We start from the raw sequence: 17,255 nt of genomic DNA on the forward strand, positions 1-17,255 counted from the left end.
CGCGCTGCATCCCCTGGCCGATAAGCACATCAACCTGCCGCAGCTTCTGAACTATTTCCTCTGGCTTGTGTCGTTTGTTCGCCATTCTCTGTCCTCCGTTTCCTAAACATAACGGTGGACCAATTCAGATGGGGAGCCTCAGCCGATCTCAACTCTGGTCCATTCGCGAAACGATCATAAAACGCGACGCCCCACGCAGGATGGTTTGCGAACGTGTTGCCCCAGACAGAGCAGGAATTGTCGGGGCACGTGGAGACGGCAGCAGCACTCACCGGATCGCTTAGTCCCAAATTTATCAACACGTCATATATTCCAACGAAATTGGCGATTGAGGCTGCGGGCCCGTAAATGACGTATCCCATGTTCAAGTACAGCATCAGCAGAATGCCAAAGAGCAGTACGGGCACAAACTTGCGCTTCATAACCGCATGAACAGCAAGACCCGCCCATATTGCCAGACCTACAAAGACCGATATCACACCAAACGGAACCGCCATTGTGCCCTCCCCAATCAATACGAACAGCAATTAGGCTCGCACAATGGGCGTACGCAGCGCAATGAGTTTTGCTATTGGCAGTTCGCGCCGCAAAAACGCGCGTGGCTTACGATCCCCCCACAATGCGCCTCTCGAACAGAAAATCCTTGAGCTTTTGATCAACAAGAGACCGAGGCGTCGTGTTTGCATCATCCAGTTTCACCGTCACGCAAAGTCCGCGTGGCCCTCCAGCCTCCACTAGAACATCGGCGAAAGACACCTGAAGTTCTTCACGAAGCAGATTTTCTACGACCAGCTTTGCAGCATCGCATCGCAGACTGGGTTTGAAAATCTTGCCCACTGACGTCAGTGGGATCTCGTCAACAATTTCAATGATCTTGGGCCATGCCGGTCTTTCGTCTATGGTCTGCCGAGCATGCTCCATGAGTTCCTCGACCGAAACATCATCCGGTGTGTGGACCTGAACGAAGCACATCGGCAGTTCTCCGGCATAAGGATCAGGCATCCCCACCGCAGCGGCCAAAGCAACCGCGGGATGAGTGCTCATCGCATTTTCGATCATGGCCGGATCTATGTTATGACCGCTTCTAATAATGAGGTCTTTCGAGCGGCCAGCTACGTATAGACAGCCATCAGAGTCTTTGTATCCCAAGTCGCCCGAATTCAGGACACCCTCGTCGAATACCCCAGTGTTGAAGCTCGGCTCGCTGTATCCAGGAGACACGTGGGAGCCTGTGATCGCAATTACACCAATTTCGCCGACCTCGCATTCCTCTCCCAGACGGCCATCGCTTTCCAGCTTCAGAACGTCGACACTTGTGTATGGCAACGCCCACCCCACTGAGCCCGCAGTGCCAGAGCCACCTAGTGGGTCGATACTGATCAGTCCGGACGCTTCAGTCATGCCAAGGATTTCGTACAAAGTGCAGCCCGTAACCTCCTTGAAGCGCTGCCCGACCGCGGGCGGAAGAAGTGATGCGCCGGTTGCACCCGCCCGCACACGCGAGATGTCATGATCACCAACAGGCGTTTGCAGGATCGCCCCGATCGCAGTTGGAACACCTCCGACAAGCGTCACTTTGTATTCCGCGACAAGCCTCCAGAAGCTTTCGACCACCGCTGGATTACGCAGACCCGCCGGAGTCATCACAAGCAGCTCTACACCTGCCATAAAGCAACTAAGCCCGCCTACAATCGTGCCTGCGACGTGGAAAAGCGGGAACGTGGCTGTGAAAACATCATCCGAACGAAAGCCGCACATAACAGCGCCCCCGAAAGCAGCAACCAATTGGCTGCGATGCGTGTGTGCCACAAGTTTTGGAACGCCAGTTGTACCCCCGGTGTGAAAATAGGCCGCCAGATCAGAACCGCTCCGAGCCTTCCCAAATGCCAAGTGATCCTCTGGTTGGGCCGACAAGGCCTCGGCGAGGTTAATCACCCCGGCTTCAGCGGGCGTACCCGGTGGAGAAACGCGTACCAGCACGAGGTCCGGGATCTGCTGGCTCAATGCCAAAGCTTTCTGCCAGATGTCGAGTTGTGGGTGTGGACCGAGAGTAACGAGGATTTTCGCACCCGACGCTTTGATCAGCTCTGCTATGCTCTCAGGCTGCAAGAGAAAGTTAATGGGCACAGCGTAACCAGCTGTTTCTGCGCCCCATAGCGTGACGTGTGTTTCAACCAAAGCGGGCAACATAAACGCAACGCCTGGTGCCTCCCCTCCAATCTCGGCAAAAAGATTTGCTGCGCGCCTGATCTGCCCAAGTAGCTGACCGTAGGTGACGCAACGAGGCTGCTCATCTGGTGCTCCGGTCATCAACATCGTCAGTGCAACAGCATCCGGATCACGCTCAGCACTGTTTTCGAAGACCTCCAAAATGCTATGCTCGGGCAACCGTTCGTCGAGCGTCATCTCGGTTTCGAACTCAGCTATGTCTTCGCGCGTCCTGATCGGACGTTTGCCCAGATTAGCCATGAGGTCTCCTTTAACTCTACTAAGTTTGTTTCCGAGCTTTGGCTGAAGAACAGGATTTTGCAACTTCGATGTAAGTGCTGAAATCCAAATGAAGCTCGCGCAGACTGCGAAATCTAGCAATTCACGAATTTCCGGATTGCCCCGCAAGGCGGTCATCGAACACAAATAAACCAAGGTCTGCTATCCCAAGGAGCGGCCGTTCGCGCCTGAAAATTAGGAACCCGTTTTGAAATGACGAACAGCCGCTGCCGTCCGCCAAACCGTCAGATGTCGATCTTCTCGGCGATGCTCAAGGCGTCGTCGAGTTTCACTTCAAGATACCTGACCGTGCTATCAACCTTGGTGTGTCCAAGCAGGAGTTGGACTGCCCGTAGATTGCCGGTCTTGCGATAGATCAGTGCAGCCTTTGTCCGCCGAAGAGAATGCGTTCCGCACCCGCAATGATCCAGTCCAATGACCGACACCCACTTGCGGAAGAGACGTGCGTATTGCCGGGTCGAAAGGTGCGACGAACCGTGGAGCCTGCTTGAAAAAAGGAACTTGCGACCAAGCATGGCCGGCGATGTGACCCACTCAAAAACTGATCGTCGCGTGTTCTCGGACACTTCGAACTGAACTGGCCTGCCTGTCTTGCTCTGGACGATCGACACGCGATCTCGAACTGCTCCGGCAACGACGAGATCCGCCACTTCCAGGCGAACAAGATCGCAACCGCGAAGTTTGCTGTCTATAGCGAGGTTGAACAGCACAAGATTGCGCTGGTTCCCGGCGAGTTCGAGCCGCGCACGAATTGCCCAGACCTGCCTTGGCAGGAGTGGACGTTTCTGGCCGATCAGTCGGTTTTTATTCCACGGCGGCCTAGACGGTATGATTGTTGGAAGCTGAATACTGGACATGGTGAAGTCTCCATCCATCCCTCCCACATCAGGCATCGGCACCCTGCCAACCTGCGCACTTTACTGTCTATTCCATCATAGAAAGCGATCGCGCCCATTTCAGACCACAGTTCGAAACATTTAATGACCGCTTCTGATCAAGTCGGACGTTCGATGGAATGAAGCGAATGACCGCCATGCGGGACTGAGCCGTCTGATGCTGATGCAGAAAACTTCGCCGCCTCGCATCCACCAAATCTTGGAGCTAGTCGCCGCAGTGCAGCGCGATGTCCCGAAAGCAGACATTCAGAGTGGCTAAAAACCGCAAAACCCAAAGCCGCCGTTCGCTTTAGCTTGCGCCAGTGACCGCTATGCGGGACAAGCATGCGTAGTTGAGCTGCCCACTGTTCTGAGGTCGAGCTCCCAACAAGATCACTGGATTACTGTGAATGAGGGAGATTGAAGATGGAACTACTTCGCAACTCATCTGCCGTTGTGATTGCAGCGATGATGGTCGCTCCTCTAATGGCCCCAATTTTGGGCATTGCCAGGGCGCTAGTATTGGGAGGTGCTCAGAGAGCCGAGTGATGGTCACTTGCCGGCGGGGGTGTGTGAAGGCAGCCAGCAATCAAGCTAACAGTCCTGACGTCTGGAACACAGTAGCAACAGCCACCACACGCGGTAGAAAACGTGCGTGACCTCTTCAGTTGCGTCAAACGAACTTAAGGCTAGGTCCACCATACTTTTGGATAGGTTATCTTGCTATTCAGCAGACAAAATCATGCTAGACTTTAGTTGCTTTACGAGGAGGCGAGACCGTGTATCAAAATATTCTCATCCCTATCGTGTTTGATGACGAACACGACCAGAAAAATTCGATAAAGTTGGGTGGTCTTTTGGCAGCGACAAATGCCCAGGTCACATTTCTGCATGTGATTGAAAAAATACCCGCATATGCAACGTCTTATATACCGGAGGATTTGCAAAAAGAACTTAGAGTGGCTCTACAACAAGCCATAGATGATGTTGCTGCGCATTTACCTGGTGCGACGGGGCAACTTGTGGAGGGGCACTCCGGTCGAACCATTGTGGAATATGCGCAAGAGCATGGGGTGGATTTGATCATTATCGAGTCTCACAGACCCGGTTTTCAGGATCTGTTTTTGGGGAGCACAGCGGCACATGTGGTGCGTCATGCCGCCTGCGCGGTGCATGTGCTTAGGTAGGCGAAATTGCAGCTAAAACTCGATTTGTCCGCAACTCGGTCAAAGGCTCTCTGGAAGCCGCGTTCCTTGGCACACAAACTCTGAGCGATCTCAAATCCAAAAGTGACAGGCACAAATATGCATAGGTTGATACTCAAGATTCTGTTTGTAGGTCTAATACCGCTTTCCCTCCCGTCCTGCACAGACATTATGGGCGAAGAACAGTCGATGCCAACACGGTCCGATGGGGCGGCATTCTTTGCGCAGAACTGCACCTCGTGTCACGGAGCAGATGCACGAGGAGCAGGTCCGACCGGGCGCACTCTGACGGTTGCACCTACCGACCTAACGAAACTCAGCGCAGAGAATGGTGGCACATTTCCTGAGGCGCGCGCACTAGCTTATATTTACGGTGATCCAATCGACAGCCACCTCGCACGCGTCATGCCGCAATTTGGCGACGAAATGGCGCTGGATCTAGTTCCCGTCGAAATCGACGGCATACTAACCCCGACCCCTCGTGAGTTGGCGGGTCTGTTGTTTTACCTTGAAAGCATTCAGCAATATCCGTGACGCACATACGACTGCTTTGGGCTCAGATCGGCTTTGTTGCACAAATGGTGTGATGGGATTCACTGTATGAATCCAGCGTGATAGCTGCAGGCATGAGTAGTTGGGCCCCTACAAAGTACAAGACCAAGAATTGGTCGTCTTATAATGACAGCTTGAAGCGGCGCGGATCGTTGCCGATCTGGTTTGATCCCGAGATGGTTTGGGTGCCACCGGCGAGCGGCAAGCGCGGTCGGCAACAGAAATTCAGTGACGCCGCCATTCAGACTTGTCTGACGCTGAAGGTCTTGTTTGGTATGCCGCTGCGGCAGACAACTGGGTTTGTCCAGAGCCTGTTGCGGCTGATCGGACTGGACTGGGCAGTGCCTGATTTCAGCACGCTGTGCCGCCGTCAGAAGACGATGAACGTGAACCTGCCGTATCGTGGCGGCACTGGTTCCGCTGAACGTCCTGATTGATAGTACGGGCATCAAAGCCGAGGGAGAAGGCGAGTGGAATGCCCGCAAGCATGGCGGCCCCAAACGGCGCATGTGGCGCAAGATACACATAGGTATCGACGAAGAAACGCTAGAGGTTCGGGCAGTCGAAGTCACCAGCAGCAACATCGGTGACGCTCCCATGTTACCCGACCTCCTGAACCAAATCCCTCCCGACCAAGATATCGGCAGCGTTACCGCCGATGGGGCGTATGATGCCCGTAAATGTCACGAAGCGATTGCCGCCAGAGAAGCCCACGCGGTGATCCCACCACGCAAGAATGCCAAGCCCTGGAAGCCGACGAGCGCCGGAGCCATCGCCCGTAACGATGCGGTCAATGCGCAGCGGTATCTGGGCCGCACGCTGTGGCGACGCTGGAGCGGATATCACCGCCGAAGCCGCGTCGAAACCAAGATGCATTGTATGAAACTACTCGGCCAATCGCTGATGCGAGGGACTTCCAAAGGCAAGCCGCAGAAATCCAAATCCGCATAGCCGTCCTCAACCGCTACACGGCTCTTGGCATTCTTATAACAGAACCCGTAGGCTAAGTGTGTCTGGGTAAGGGGAAGCCCAACCATCGAGTGATTTGTGCAACAAAGCCTCTTCGGCGCATAACCACTTCAAACGGGAACGCCATCTTTACTCACGAGACAATTTCAAACTTAACCGAAGCGCCGCTCTCTCCTAGTGGCGTCAGCTTTGTTCCGGGTAAACTCGCGCATTCTGCGGTAAACTGAGACTGGTTCGAATTCCTCTGCAGCACCGTTCGGGTGGATGTGCGGCCCTGCCCGGTGAGTGCGGGCACAAAAAAGCGCCCCTCGCGTTGGGACGCGAAGGGCGCGGCGCGTGAGCTGCGACGGATCAGACGAAGTCGAACAGGTCCGGTGTGACGGGCGCTTCAAAGGCAAGGATGTCCTGAACAACGTCCCCGGCATCCGCAACCAGACCCCCGACCACCGGCAGGCTGGAGCCAGCTTCGACGATCCCGTTCATCCAGCCGTCGAAGGCTTCGGCGAAGGCGATCTCCACGGCGCTGACCGCTGCGGCGTCGCCCAAGTGATCGGCGAAGTCCACGAGGCCCGCGTCGGGATCGTCGTTCTTGAACTCGAAGCTGTCGACCTCTTCGATGCCGGTCTGGCCTGCGCGGTCAGCCCAGGAGGCGGTGAAAAGACCCTCGTCCCAGGCGTCGGCCAAGTTGATCTCTTGCACCCCATCCTCGCCCACGATGCGCAGGAGTTCGACCTGGGTCTCGGCTTCGTGCATGTTCTTGATGCGCAACTCGCCGCCGTCGCCTTCGATCACCAGATCTTTGCCGCTTTCAACGAAGAAGCGCAGGTCGGAGCCGTCGAGCGATCCCGCCTCCCGGAGTTCGAGGACGTCGTTGTCACCGCCTCCGCCGCCGGACACCGCGTCGAGCTTGTCGGAGGCGAGCTTGAGGAAATCCCCCAGTTCGCGCGCCGCGTCGAGCCCGGCTTCATCGATGTCGGTCTCTTCTGCGCCACCGAAGGTGTAGAGGTAGGTGTCGTTGCCCTGGCCCCCGATCAAGTCGCCGCCTGCTTCGCCGGCTGCGAGGATGTCGTTGCCGTCGCCGCCAAAGAACTGCGTCTTGGCATAATCGATGACCGAGGAAATCGTCGTGTAGATATCTTCGACCTCGGACTTGGCGTCGTCGATCAGGTCACCCACGGCATCCGTCAGCTTTTGCAGCGGGTTCATGGCGTCGAGCGTGTCCTTGAGCCCGTCGATACGGTCGCCGATCTGCGTCAGCGCGCCGGTGTCAGCATCATCCATCGGGCTCGTGCCTTCGGGCAGGGAGGGCACGATCGCGTCCCAGAAGAGATCGCCGAAGGTGCCAGTGTCGATGACCCAGTCCTCGCCGTCCTGACCGAAGCTGAAGTTCGCCTTGTCGCCGGTCATCAGCATCAGGTCGCCGCCGGTCCCCCCGAAGGAGAAGTTGTGCGAGCCACCGCCCAAGAAGATGTCGTTGTCGGCGCCGCCCATCTGGAAGCCCAGGTCGCCACCGACGGAGAAGACGTCCGCCCCGTCGCCGCCGAACTGCAGGTTCAGCGAGGGCGCGTTTTCGAGCATCTTCTCTTTGAACTCCTCCTTCTCTTGCGCTTTGCGGGCGTCCTCTTCGGGCTTCTCGTCGTCTTCGGAGCCGTCAAACTTGGCCGCCACCGCGTCGCCAGCGTCGCCGACCTTCTGCTCCAGCCGCTCTTTCAGAACACCCAGCGGGTCCGCCTCGCCGTCGCCGCCGCGGCTGATCATGAAGTCGCCGCCGTCGCCACCCATCTGGACCTGGACGCCCGCGTCATCGCCGCGCTCGATGGCCACCATAACGTCGGTGTCCGCGCCGCCCTCTTGGACGTTGACGCGCCCCAGGCCCACCATCAGGTCGGTGCCCTCGCCGCCAAGCTGCACGGTTGCGGTACCACCGCCGATCATCAGGTCCGCGCCATCGCCGCCGACCTGCAGGTTGGCTTTGCCTTGGCCCAACGTGATGTCGGTCTCGGACCCGCCGATCTGGATGTTGGCTTCGCCACCGGCCAGCATCACGTTCAGCCCGTCGGTGCCGGTAGAGTTGGCGTATTCGGCCAACTTGTCCGCCGCGTCCCCAAGGTCGAAGTCGCCCAGTTCGATGTCTGGGATGGTCGACCAGATCTCGCCGCCGAACTGCAGGTTGCCCTTGCCTGCGCCGATCAGCCAGTCGCTGCCGGTGCCGCCGACCTGGATGTTGGCGCCGCCGCCAGCCAGCAGGATGTCCGCGTCGTTGCCGCCGTACTGGATGTTCGCGGTGCCTGCTGCGATCGCCAGATCCCTGCCGTCGCCGCCAAGCTGCACATTCAGAGATCCCACGCCGAACATCTTGTCGTCGCCGGTGCCGCCAAGCTGAACGTTGGTGTTGCCTGCGGCCAGCATCATGTCATCGCCCGCGTCGCCGAACTGCAGGTTCAGGTTGCCAACGCCGACCATGGCGTCGTCTCCGTCGCCGCCCGACTGCCAGTTCGCGTTCGAGACCGCGACCATTGTGTCGTCGCCATCCTCGCCGCTCTGGACCGTGGCCACCACGGCTGCCGCGACCATCTTGTCGTCGCCGGTGCCGCCAAACATCACGTTGACGCCGCCCGCGCTGACCATCACGTCGTCGCCCGAGCCGCCGAACATGGTGTTAACGCCGCCCGCGGCCGTCATTTCGTCATTGCCCGCGTCGCCCTTGAGCACGTTGACGCCGCCGAAGGCTTTGATCATGTCGTTGCCGTCGCCGCCGTGGGCGTTGTTGACGAGCCCGATCGCTTCGATCGTGTCGTCGCCCACGCTGCCATACATTTCGTTGTAGGCGCCGATGCCTTTCATCGTGTCGTTGCCCGACCCGCCCTGCATCTTGTTCCACGAGCCGCGGCCTTCCATGTGGTCGTTGCCGGAACCGCCGTCCATGTCATTCTTGGCGCCGTAGCCGTACATCTTGTCGTCGCCGGAGCCGCCGATCATCTTGTTGTAGGCGCCGTAGCCATAGAGCTTGTCGTTGCCGGTGCCGCCGTCGAGATGGTTCTTGGCTCCATACCCTTTGAGCGTGTCGTCATGGGCCCCGCCGTAGAGGTTGTTGGAGGCGCCATAGCCGTAGAGCGCGTCGTTGTGGTTGCCGCCGTGGAGATCGTTCTTGGCTCGGTAACCGTACAGCCGGTCATTTTGGTCGCCGCCCGACAGGTAGTTATAGGCGCCCGTGCCCTTGAGGTAGTCGTAGCCGGTCCCGCCATAGAGCTTGTTGGTCGCGCCGGAGCCGTAGAGGCTGTCGTTGCCGGAACCGCCGTTCAGATAGTTGTAGGCGCCATATCCATAAACCTTGTCGTGACCCGACCCGCCGTAGAGATAATTGCTGCCGCCGTAGCCCTTGACCGTGTCATTGCCGGAGCCACCGTCAAGCCGGTTCCAGCCGCCATAGCCGTAGACGAGATCGTTTCCGGATCCGCCTTTCAGGTTGTTTTTGACGGCATAGCCATACATCTTGTCATTGCCGCTGCCAGCGTCCTTGTTAGTTGAATATCCATAAAGTTTATATGTCTGATGCGGAGATGTGATTGAGCTACCCATTTGTCCTAATCCTTTGATTTTGAAGTCAATAATTGAAGGTTGAAATTATGCGGCGATGGCGCGCGCCCGGGTCCAGTGCCCGTCCGCGTCTCTTCCTGGGAAGTGCACGACCTTGCGGACGGCCCCGTCTGCTTGGCGGCGGACACATGTGAATGCGGTCTCGGGAAAGACAGTGCGGACAAGGTCCCGTCCGATCGCGAATCCGTCGCCATAGGGGGCGACGACATCCATGACAACTGGACGGGGGCCCGTGGCCCAATCGGCAATGGTCAATGCAGCGTTTTCGTGCAGCACGGCCGTCTCACGCGACGTGTCCAGAAACGCCCAGGTGGCGAAGGCCACCGGAAGACCGGCGCGGCGCCAGACGCGAAATTGCCCCAGCGCAATTGCCGGAAGAACCAACGCCAGGCTGTCCTCGACGCTGCGGTGCTTGTGCAAGGCGCTTTGCGCCATAAGGGCGGCCATTTCACCCAGAGGGCCAAACGTTGCTTCGGTGGATGGTGTATCTGTGGTCATTGTCTTGTACTCCTGTTGCATCCAATTGACCGTCTGGTGTTGGCCATTCGTGATGCATCCATCGTGTCCTGGATGGGCAAAGAGCAGGGACATTGTCTGGAACGCAGGCGGGCCAATCTGAATTTCAGATAGCCTCCGATCGAACCATAGTTGTGCGCTAGCAAGATGCGCAGACAAACGTAACCTGAGGAACCTGTACGCAAATGGCCGAGAAATTCCGCCCGAAGCTTGCCATTAACAACCCCGCACCGCTAACGTGCCCGGGGACCAAAAGCTCCAATCTCGAACTGGTTTTTGTCGAAAGGTTTTCCTTGGCCAACGCGTCTGAACATTCCGCAGCGCTACCGGCACCACAATTGGTGAGCACGTTGCAATTTATTTTGCGGGCCGAGGCTCGTTTTCTGTCCCGGCTGCGTGCGCGTGCAGCGGAGCGGTGCAAGATCAAGGGCGATATCGAAACCGTCCAACGCGAACTGAACCACGAGAACGTGGTCAATGTTGCGCGTTTCTTTTTCTTGCTCAAAGCGCTCGACTGCGCCACACCCGAGGCTGTCGAGGCGTTGATCGAAGGCCACAACCGCAAAGTCAAGTCTCTGATCAATAGTGAGAATTTCCAGACTCGGACCCGCAAGGAACTGGAGAAATCGGTGTTCAAGGACGCGCAGCAATAAATTTGCGTCAAGACGGTGAAGGAAAAGCGCCGGGCGGTGTTCGCCAAGACTGAAATCGCCGCTCTCTTGTTCGATCACATGAGCCGGGACAGCGCGATCAAGGCCATTGACCTGATGGTGCGCGCCGGGTTGCTGCTTGAAGAGGATTCCGATCCCCTGACCGGCACCAACAGAAAACTGATAAAGACTGATGGCGTTTTGGAGGATGCAGTGACTGACTATCTGCGTGACATCCAAGCGCACGCAGACGTCGCAAAGGATATCCAGCCATGAAGACCCTGTTTCCCGCAGCCTTGATGACCCTCTTTTTGTGTTCCGCAGCCCCTGCGCAAGAGACCGATCTCTTTGGCTTGGAGAACACTGAGCTTGCCTGTCTTTTTCTGGAAGAAGCCGAAGATATTGCCGGGATTGCCCCTGAGGCGCGGAAAACTTGCAATACCAGTAGCACCAAAATCACCAGAAGCACTAGAAGCACTAAAAGCGTGACCGGGTTCGACGAGATTGGGGTTTTGCGCGACGCCTACCGCGCTGATCCGGAGGCCACATTGGATTTGATAGAACGCATTTTGAAGGCCGGTCGCCTCAATTAGAGAACCAGACTTGTTTTACTCTCGCACCTCTTCCCATACCCACGGCAACACGTGGCTTAGACGCGCCGCCACCGTACTCAGATCGGATTTCTCGGTGCATGCCTTGTCGTCCCGGCATCGCTGGCCATGGCAGCCAATAAGTTGGCGGGTACCATCAGAGAAAACAAGCTTGAGCCGGGTAGGGCGGTTTCGTAGTTTCACCGGATGACCAAACCTGATCCATTTCGTTATTTTAAAACAAGCCGTGAGATTATCCGCCTGGCGGTAATGCTGTACGTTCGTTTCCCTCTGTCCCTTCGAATGTCGAGGATCTGCCGCACGAACGCGGCATCGATGTCAGCCATGAAGCGGTGAGATACTGGTAGCATCGGTTCGGCCCGATGTGTGCGTCCGAGATCCGAAAGTGACGGATCGGGGGTATGAAATCCAGCCGATGGCGGTGGCATCTGGATGAGATGTGCGTCAAGATCAACGGCGAGCAACATTACCTTTGGCGGGCCGTCGATTACGAGGGCGAAATTCTGGAAAGCTACGTCACAATGACGCGCGCAAAGAAAGCCGCCTTAAAGTTCTTAAAGAAAGCAATGCGTAAGCATGGTCGCCTAGAGGTCATCGTCACGGACGGGCTGCGATCGTACGGCGCTGCGCTGAAAGAGATTTGCGTCGCAGACAAGCAGGAAACAGGCAGATGGATGATCAACAGAGCGGAAAATTCACATCTGCAGTTTCGTCGACGAGAACGGGCGATGCTCCGCTTTAGACAAATGCGATGTTTGAAGAAATTCGCATCCGTCCATTCTTCGGTCCACAACCACTTCAATCAGGAGAGACATCTTTACTCACGAGACAATTTCGAACTTAACCGAAGCGCCGCTCTCTCCGAGTGGCGCCAGCTTTGTTCCGGATAAGCTCAAGCATTCTGCGGTAAGCCGAGACTGGTTCGAATTCGTCTGATACCACCATTGGAGGTGCCGGACAGCAGAAGTCAGCCAGATACCCTAACCCATACAGCAGTGGCGTCATCACTCACTTTGAACCTTGGGAATTGCCTGCAAGCGGAATCTTTTCTTTCAATACCCCGTATTTCTTCGACAATCGTCCCCAGGCCTTTGGACTTTATGATTTCAACCATCTCTTGGGCCGTATATTTTCTATAGTCTGTGACAATACTTGCAAATCCATCGCTCATCAAAATCACTTCGTCGCCGATAGAGATATTGAAATGCGCATAGTGGGTCGCCAGAGTCGACGAATTTGCATTAGGGCTGAGAGCGAAGTGGTTTTCCCGTGACCGATCTATGCGACGGTTTTCCAATACTTCACCTGTCAAAACTGGATCTGTGCCGACGCCCACCCCGAGTGCACGTGCTTCTGCCATTTCCGCACTGGAGTCGGGTGCGTCAGTGCACCACACGTTATTGTCGTTTGAAATCAGCAAAATCGGGCAATCAGCGGCCCAAGCAACCGAAAGAACATCATCCTTTAGAAGGGCGACCGCGAACGCTGCTTTCGGCATTTCCCAAGGGTTGGAAACCTCCCTGGTCCTTTGCGCTTCGAACTGGGCCTCAATTCGCGAAAATGCGGCCTGACAAGTCTGTTGAATTTCTGTTGCTTCTGAAGTCTCGAAGGCGCTGCTGGCTGCTGATGCGAGCCACGAAGCTCCTCCCTGACTGCCGAGTAGGCCAGGTTCAGACAAATCGGTTGCTCCGTCGACGACCCAAGCCAGATTGGCGATTGATCCGCATCGGTCATCATTCGGTTTGTCAGCGTGCCCACTGATACTGACGGCTTGAAGAAATTCGAAATGCATGCCGCTCGGTTCCTCTAAATATGAACTGTTTGCCCAGCAGAGACCGACCACTTCGTGCCCAGCTCATCAACTATTGGAACGATGCTCTGGGTCTGCAGTGGCTTCTAGTGGCTGCAAGCCGGCCAAATCCCCAGATATCCGATTGAGGTCGGACAAGTTGGTTTCTCCAGGAACCAAACCACTCGAAATGCCGATGATATTGGCCGGTATAGATGTTGCAGAACGCAACGCATCCTCGACACTTATTCCAATCTTGTTGACAACATTGCTTACTGCTTTGGTCAAGTCCAGATCGGCGCCTGCGAGCGTGCCGTCATCAAGGATCAATCTGCCGTCACGCCGTGATATCCGGCGATCATCGAGGGAGAATTCGATGTGTTCCGTTCCGGCTACGGCCATTGCATCGCTGACAAGAAAGATCCTGCCCGGTCCGGTTTTTCCCTTCCAGGCTGCACGCATGGTTGCGGGATGCACATGAATGCCATCAGCGATCAAGCCGGCGGACAGTAGTCCCAATTCCAATGCGGCTCCGACTAGGCCTGGTTCGCGGTTTCCGAGTTGGCTCATCGCATTGAACAAATGCGTCACGCAGGATGCGCCTGCTTCGGCGTAGGCCCGGCATGTGTCAAAATTGGTGTCCGAGTGACCGAGCGAAACGAGAATGCCTGCCTCGACCAGCGTGGTGACCTGATTAAGCGTAACGCTTTCAGGTGCAATCGTGACTTTGAGGACCGGAATGTCAGCCTTGGCAGCAAGCAGTTGGTGAAGGTCTGCATTGGTCATGGGCCGGATAAGCGATGCGTCGTGTGCGCCCTTGCGTGAAACAGACAGATGCGGTCCCTCAAGGTGCAACCCGACAATACCGGGAACATTTGCGTTCAAGGCCATGCGCACGGCATCTATGGCGGCAGTGGTTTTCTCGCTGCGGGCGGTGATCAACGTCGGCAGGATTGAGGCCGAGCCGAGTGACCTGTGCGCCTCGGCGATCAATTTCAGCTTTTCAAGGTTTGGATCGTCATTGAACATGACGCCGCCGCCGCCGTTGACCTGAAGGTCGACATAGCCGGGTGACAGGATATCCCCATTCAAATCGATGACGGTTTCAGTGGCGGAAATCCGGGAGTCCGGTACCAACCCGACAAACACGCCATCATGAAACTGCGCAGCCTTGGCGTCATGCAGGTGTTCGCCGTCAAAAATGTGCCCGCCAATAAATGTTACGGTTGCCAAAGTCATACTGTTTCGGTCACTTTTTTGAGGTGCCGAGGTGTGTCAGGATTGATGCCTCGGCTGCGTGCAACCGTCTCGACCATCCCATAAAAGGAAACGATTGCGGCGATGGGATCGGTCAGCCAGTGGTCCGTCCGTATATGTGGCAACGCGGTTGCCTTCTTGAGTTTGTTTGATGTTGCAAAGACCGTCGCACCTTTGTCGGCCAATGTATCGGCGACTTCGGCTAAATTGCTTTCGGCGGGATCACCTGCCGCGAAACCAATAACCGGGAAACCTTGTTCGACGATGGAAACCGGGCCATGCAGTACTTCTGCGGAAGAATAGCTTTCCGCGTGGATCAGGCATGTTTCCTTGAATTTTAACGCGGCCTCATTGGCAATCGCCCAGGACGGGCCGCGCCCTAGCGTAAACAGCGATCGCCCGTCCATAACAGCGGCGGCCTCGGACCAGTCGCAGGCAGTCGCGTTGGCCAGATGGGCGGGCAGGGTATGGATTGCGGAAATGAGATCGGAGTCCTGCTTGATTTCGGCGATTAACCAGAGCCCGGTAACAAGGGAGGTGACGAAGGTCTTGGTGGCGGCGACACTAAGTTCTGGACCGGCATGGATCGGCAGGGTGTTTGAGGCGACCTGTGCAAGATCGGAGGAGGGATCATTGGTGATCGCAACGGTCATGCTTCCAGAGTTCGTGACAGATTTCGTCATACGCACAATATCAGGGCTCGTTCCCGATTGTGACACCGACAGGCACAGCGCGCTTTGCGCTGCAAGGTCGACGTCGTAGACGGATTTCACGGAAGGTCCGACCGAGGCCATGGGGCGGCGCAACACCAGCTCACTGGCATATTTCAGGTAGGTGCAGGCGTGATCCGATGACCCACGTGCCACCGAAAGAAGAAAGCTTGGGTTCATGTCGCGCGCTGCTGTTGCGGCCGCGCGGATGTCATCACCGCCGTCGGACAGAAGACGGTCCACAGCATCCGGGATTTCAATGATTTCCTGGCGCATGAGGGTGGTGTCAGAATTCATCAGAAGAACCTTTTCAATGAGAGAGGCGTAGTTCGGCTACGAAATCGTAGGCGTCACCGCGATAGATCGAGCGGGTGAGTTCCGCGACCCGCCCGCTTTGCAGATAAGAGGTACGTTGTATACGCAGCCCTGCAGTACCCTCGGCAACGTTCAACAGGTCCGCTTCCTCAGTTTCTAGATTGATGGCAGAGATTTTTTGAACGGCGCGGACCGGGCGCATGCCGGATTGCTCTAGCAAATCATAAAGCGAAGTCGTCACTGCAGTGGGATTTGGCAGAATATCGAGCGGCAGAGCCGCGCGTTCCAGTGCCATTGGTCGCCCGCCCGCCTCGCGCAAGCGGTAAATCCGCGAGACTTGATCGCCCGTGGAAAGATCAAGGGCCAGTACCTCGTCAGGGGCGGGCATAAAGATCCCCCGCTCAAGCCATTTTGACGTGGTCTCCAGCCCGCGTCGCTGCATGTCTTCGGTGAAGGAGGTCAGATGGGACAGTGACTGTTCCACGCGAGTGACCGGCTCGCGTACGAAAGAACCTGACCCCTGGCGTTGCTCTACGGTGCCCTCGCGCACAAGTTCCTGAATGGCCTTGCGAACGGTAACACGAGAAAGATCGGTTATTTCCGCGATCTCGCGTTCAGGCGGGAGAGAGGAGTTTGGGGCAAGAATGCCATCTTCAATCCCGGCCTCAAGCCGTCTGCGCAACTGCACGTAACGCGGACCAGCGGACCGGCTTAACCAGCCTTCGGGCCGCAGGAATTCAGCAATGTCCATGTGTCATTTCCATTTCCCGCGCGAGCGCAATCGCCCCGTCAAGGGGCTGCCCAAGCGGTTCGGTGAGATCGGTTTTCATGCCTTCGGGCAAAAAGGGGGCGTATTGCGGGCCGATCCCACCCGTGAGGCATATCGTCAGGCCGGGCGTCCACCCCATGTGTCCCAGGTCGGTGGCGATGTGATCAGCCCCGGATTGCAGGATTTTCAGCGCGACAGTATCACCGCTTTCGGCATGCGCGGTGACCTGCGGCGCGAGGGTGCCAAAGTCGATTGGCTTTGCAGTTCGGGCAAATTCCACCACGTTGTCTGCATTCTGAAAATGGGTCATCAAGTCTTGCACCAATGCGGAGGCGGAGGCGAACCCATCAACTTGGCGTAACAGCTGCGTCAACGCCTTGCGCCCGACCCATTGCGCTGAAGCCTCATCGCCAAGGGTCGCACCCCAACCACCACCAAAGCGTTCTTTGCCGCCCATCTGCGAGGCAAAGAAGGAACCGGTGCCGCAATGCGCGACAAACCCGTCGTTTTGCCCCAAGGCACCGCGCAGTGCGGGACGCCTATCATCGGCGTAACATACGTTCTTCAGCGGCAGTGCGGACATCAAGCGCTCGACCTCCGCTGTTCCGGTTGCCCCCGCCAGTCCAACGAAAGCTGGCAGATGGTAAAGGGCTTCGACCCGAGTTTCTGCCATGCCCGCCAGAGCGGCGATTCCATCTTGCAGCCGCAAAACAGAGCCGTCGAAATCCGTTGACACATTGGCCGACCCGGTTTCTGCAACCACGCGCTTCTCTGCCGTCTGCAGGGCAAAGCGGCAACGTGTTCCGCCGCCGTCGATAGCAAGGACTGGTGTGTTGCGCGAATCTTTCATAAAGATACCTTTATAATACCTTTGTTGAATTTTAAAGGCCCAAGTAGTACCAAAATCAACATATATGCTTTGCAATCGCACA

At 56.7% G+C, this 17,255-nt stretch carries 14 protein-coding genes and 2 pseudogenes; 7 read left to right on the forward strand and 9 right to left on the reverse strand.

Going from position 1 to position 17,255, the window contains the following annotated elements; all coding sequences use genetic code 11:
* Positions 1-603 precede the first annotated feature (603 nt).
* A complete protein-coding gene (locus ABJD00_RS09485) occupies positions 604-2,469 on the reverse strand; it encodes an AMP-binding protein (RefSeq protein ID WP_413849417.1) in 1,866 nt (621 codons plus the stop codon).
* 263 nt (positions 2,470-2,732) lie between these two features.
* On the reverse strand, positions 2,733-3,365 hold the full coding sequence (locus ABJD00_RS09490; protein ID WP_413849419.1) for a tyrosine-type recombinase/integrase: 633 nt from the start codon (positions 3,363-3,365) through the stop codon (positions 2,733-2,735).
* 797 nt (positions 3,366-4,162) lie between these two features.
* Here ABJD00_RS09490 and ABJD00_RS09495 point away from each other — a divergent pair.
* The 3 genes and pseudogenes from ABJD00_RS09495 to ABJD00_RS09505 all read left to right on the forward strand — a co-directional run bounded on the left by ABJD00_RS09495 (position 4,163) and on the right by ABJD00_RS09505 (position 6,147).
* Complete coding sequence (locus ABJD00_RS09495; protein ID WP_413849421.1) at positions 4,163-4,570, forward strand: universal stress protein; 408 nt, start codon at positions 4,163-4,165, stop codon at positions 4,568-4,570.
* 207 nt (positions 4,571-4,777) lie between these two features.
* Positions 4,778-5,122: a c-type cytochrome gene (locus ABJD00_RS09500; protein ID WP_413849423.1), complete on the forward strand. Its 345-nt coding sequence runs from the start codon at positions 4,778-4,780 to the stop codon at positions 5,120-5,122.
* A 92-nt stretch (positions 5,123-5,214) separates the two neighbouring features.
* A pseudogene (locus ABJD00_RS09505) lies at positions 5,215-6,147 on the forward strand (IS5 family transposase).
* A 313-nt stretch (positions 6,148-6,460) separates the two neighbouring features.
* Here the strand turns inward: ABJD00_RS09505 and ABJD00_RS09510 are convergent.
* A complete protein-coding gene (locus tag ABJD00_RS09510; protein ID WP_413849425.1) occupies positions 6,461-9,601 on the reverse strand; it encodes a hypothetical protein in 3,141 nt (1,046 codons plus the stop codon).
* Between the two features lie 132 nt (positions 9,602-9,733).
* On the reverse strand, positions 9,734-10,204 hold the full coding sequence (locus ABJD00_RS09515) for a toxin-activating lysine-acyltransferase (RefSeq protein WP_413849427.1): 471 nt from the start codon (positions 10,202-10,204) through the stop codon (positions 9,734-9,736).
* A 368-nt stretch (positions 10,205-10,572) separates the two neighbouring features.
* Between ABJD00_RS09515 and ABJD00_RS09520 the strand changes: the two genes are divergently transcribed.
* The 4 genes and pseudogenes from ABJD00_RS09520 to ABJD00_RS09535 all read left to right on the forward strand — a co-directional run bounded on the left by ABJD00_RS09520 (position 10,573) and on the right by ABJD00_RS09535 (position 12,373).
* Complete coding sequence (locus ABJD00_RS09520; RefSeq protein WP_413853683.1) at positions 10,573-10,875, forward strand: hypothetical protein; 303 nt, start codon at positions 10,573-10,575, stop codon at positions 10,873-10,875.
* Positions 10,876-10,911: 36 nt separating this feature from the next.
* Entirely contained in the window at positions 10,912-11,148 is a 237-nt protein-coding gene (locus ABJD00_RS09525; RefSeq protein WP_413849431.1) for a hypothetical protein, read from the forward strand.
* Positions 11,145-11,465: a hypothetical protein gene (locus tag ABJD00_RS09530; protein WP_413849433.1), complete on the forward strand. Its 321-nt coding sequence runs from the start codon at positions 11,145-11,147 to the stop codon at positions 11,463-11,465. The genes ABJD00_RS09525 and ABJD00_RS09530 overlap by 4 nt, the downstream gene beginning before the upstream one ends.
* 204 nt (positions 11,466-11,669) lie before the next feature.
* Positions 11,670-12,373: pseudogene (locus ABJD00_RS09535) on the forward strand (IS6 family transposase).
* Between the two features lie 77 nt (positions 12,374-12,450).
* Here ABJD00_RS09535 and ABJD00_RS09540 read toward each other — a convergent pair.
* From ABJD00_RS09540 to ABJD00_RS09560, 5 genes are all read right to left on the reverse strand, one after another.
* On the reverse strand, positions 12,451-13,275 hold the full coding sequence (locus ABJD00_RS09540) for a protein phosphatase 2C domain-containing protein (RefSeq protein ID WP_413849435.1): 825 nt from the start codon (positions 13,273-13,275) through the stop codon (positions 12,451-12,453).
* Positions 13,276-13,341: 66 nt separating this feature from the next.
* Entirely contained in the window at positions 13,342-14,511 is a 1,170-nt protein-coding gene (nagA, locus tag ABJD00_RS09545; protein WP_413849437.1) for an N-acetylglucosamine-6-phosphate deacetylase, read from the reverse strand.
* Positions 14,508-15,536, reverse strand: coding sequence for an SIS domain-containing protein (locus ABJD00_RS09550; protein WP_413849439.1), 1,029 nt, complete (start codon positions 15,534-15,536; stop codon positions 14,508-14,510). The genes nagA and ABJD00_RS09550 overlap by 4 nt, the downstream gene beginning before the upstream one ends.
* Positions 15,537-15,549: 13 nt before the next feature.
* Positions 15,550-16,305, reverse strand: coding sequence for a GntR family transcriptional regulator (locus ABJD00_RS09555; protein ID WP_413849441.1), 756 nt, complete (start codon positions 16,303-16,305; stop codon positions 15,550-15,552).
* Positions 16,292-17,173, reverse strand: coding sequence for a BadF/BadG/BcrA/BcrD ATPase family protein (locus ABJD00_RS09560; protein ID WP_413849443.1), 882 nt, complete (start codon positions 17,171-17,173; stop codon positions 16,292-16,294). The genes ABJD00_RS09555 and ABJD00_RS09560 overlap by 14 nt, the downstream gene beginning before the upstream one ends.
* Positions 17,174-17,255 lie beyond the last annotated feature (82 nt).

Source organism: Tateyamaria sp. (assembly GCF_039945315.1).
In the GTDB taxonomy this organism is placed as follows: Bacteria; Pseudomonadota; Alphaproteobacteria; order Rhodobacterales; family Rhodobacteraceae; genus Tateyamaria.

Bases quoted from the DNA above. Each gene is read 5' to 3' on its own strand.
- ABJD00_RS09485 (WP_413849417.1), bottom strand. From the start codon at position 2,469: ATGGCTAATCTGGGCAAACGTCCGATCAGGACGCGCGAAGACATAGCT.
- ABJD00_RS09490 (WP_413849419.1), bottom strand. From the start codon at position 3,365: ATGTCCAGTATTCAGCTTCCAACAATCATACCGTCTAGGCCGCCGTGG.
- ABJD00_RS09500 (WP_413849423.1), top strand. From the start codon at position 4,778: ATGCCAACACGGTCCGATGGGGCGGCATTCTTTGCGCAGAACTGCACC.
- ABJD00_RS09510 (WP_413849425.1), bottom strand. From the start codon at position 9,601: ATGTATGGCTATGCCGTCAAAAACAACCTGAAAGGCGGATCCGGAAAC.
- ABJD00_RS09515 (WP_413849427.1), bottom strand. From the start codon at position 10,204: ATGACCACAGATACACCATCCACCGAAGCAACGTTTGGCCCTCTGGGT.
- ABJD00_RS09530 (WP_413849433.1), top strand. From the start codon at position 11,145: ATGAAGACCCTGTTTCCCGCAGCCTTGATGACCCTCTTTTTGTGTTCC.
- ABJD00_RS09540 (WP_413849435.1), bottom strand. From the start codon at position 13,275: ATGCATTTCGAATTTCTTCAAGCCGTCAGTATCAGTGGGCACGCTGAC.
- nagA (WP_413849437.1), bottom strand. From the start codon at position 14,511: ATGACTTTGGCAACCGTAACATTTATTGGCGGGCACATTTTTGACGGC.
- ABJD00_RS09550 (WP_413849439.1), bottom strand. From the start codon at position 15,536: ATGAATTCTGACACCACCCTCATGCGCCAGGAAATCATTGAAATCCCG.
- ABJD00_RS09555 (WP_413849441.1), bottom strand. From the start codon at position 16,305: ATGGACATTGCTGAATTCCTGCGGCCCGAAGGCTGGTTAAGCCGGTCC.
- ABJD00_RS09560 (WP_413849443.1), bottom strand. From the start codon at position 17,173: ATGAAAGATTCGCGCAACACACCAGTCCTTGCTATCGACGGCGGCGGA.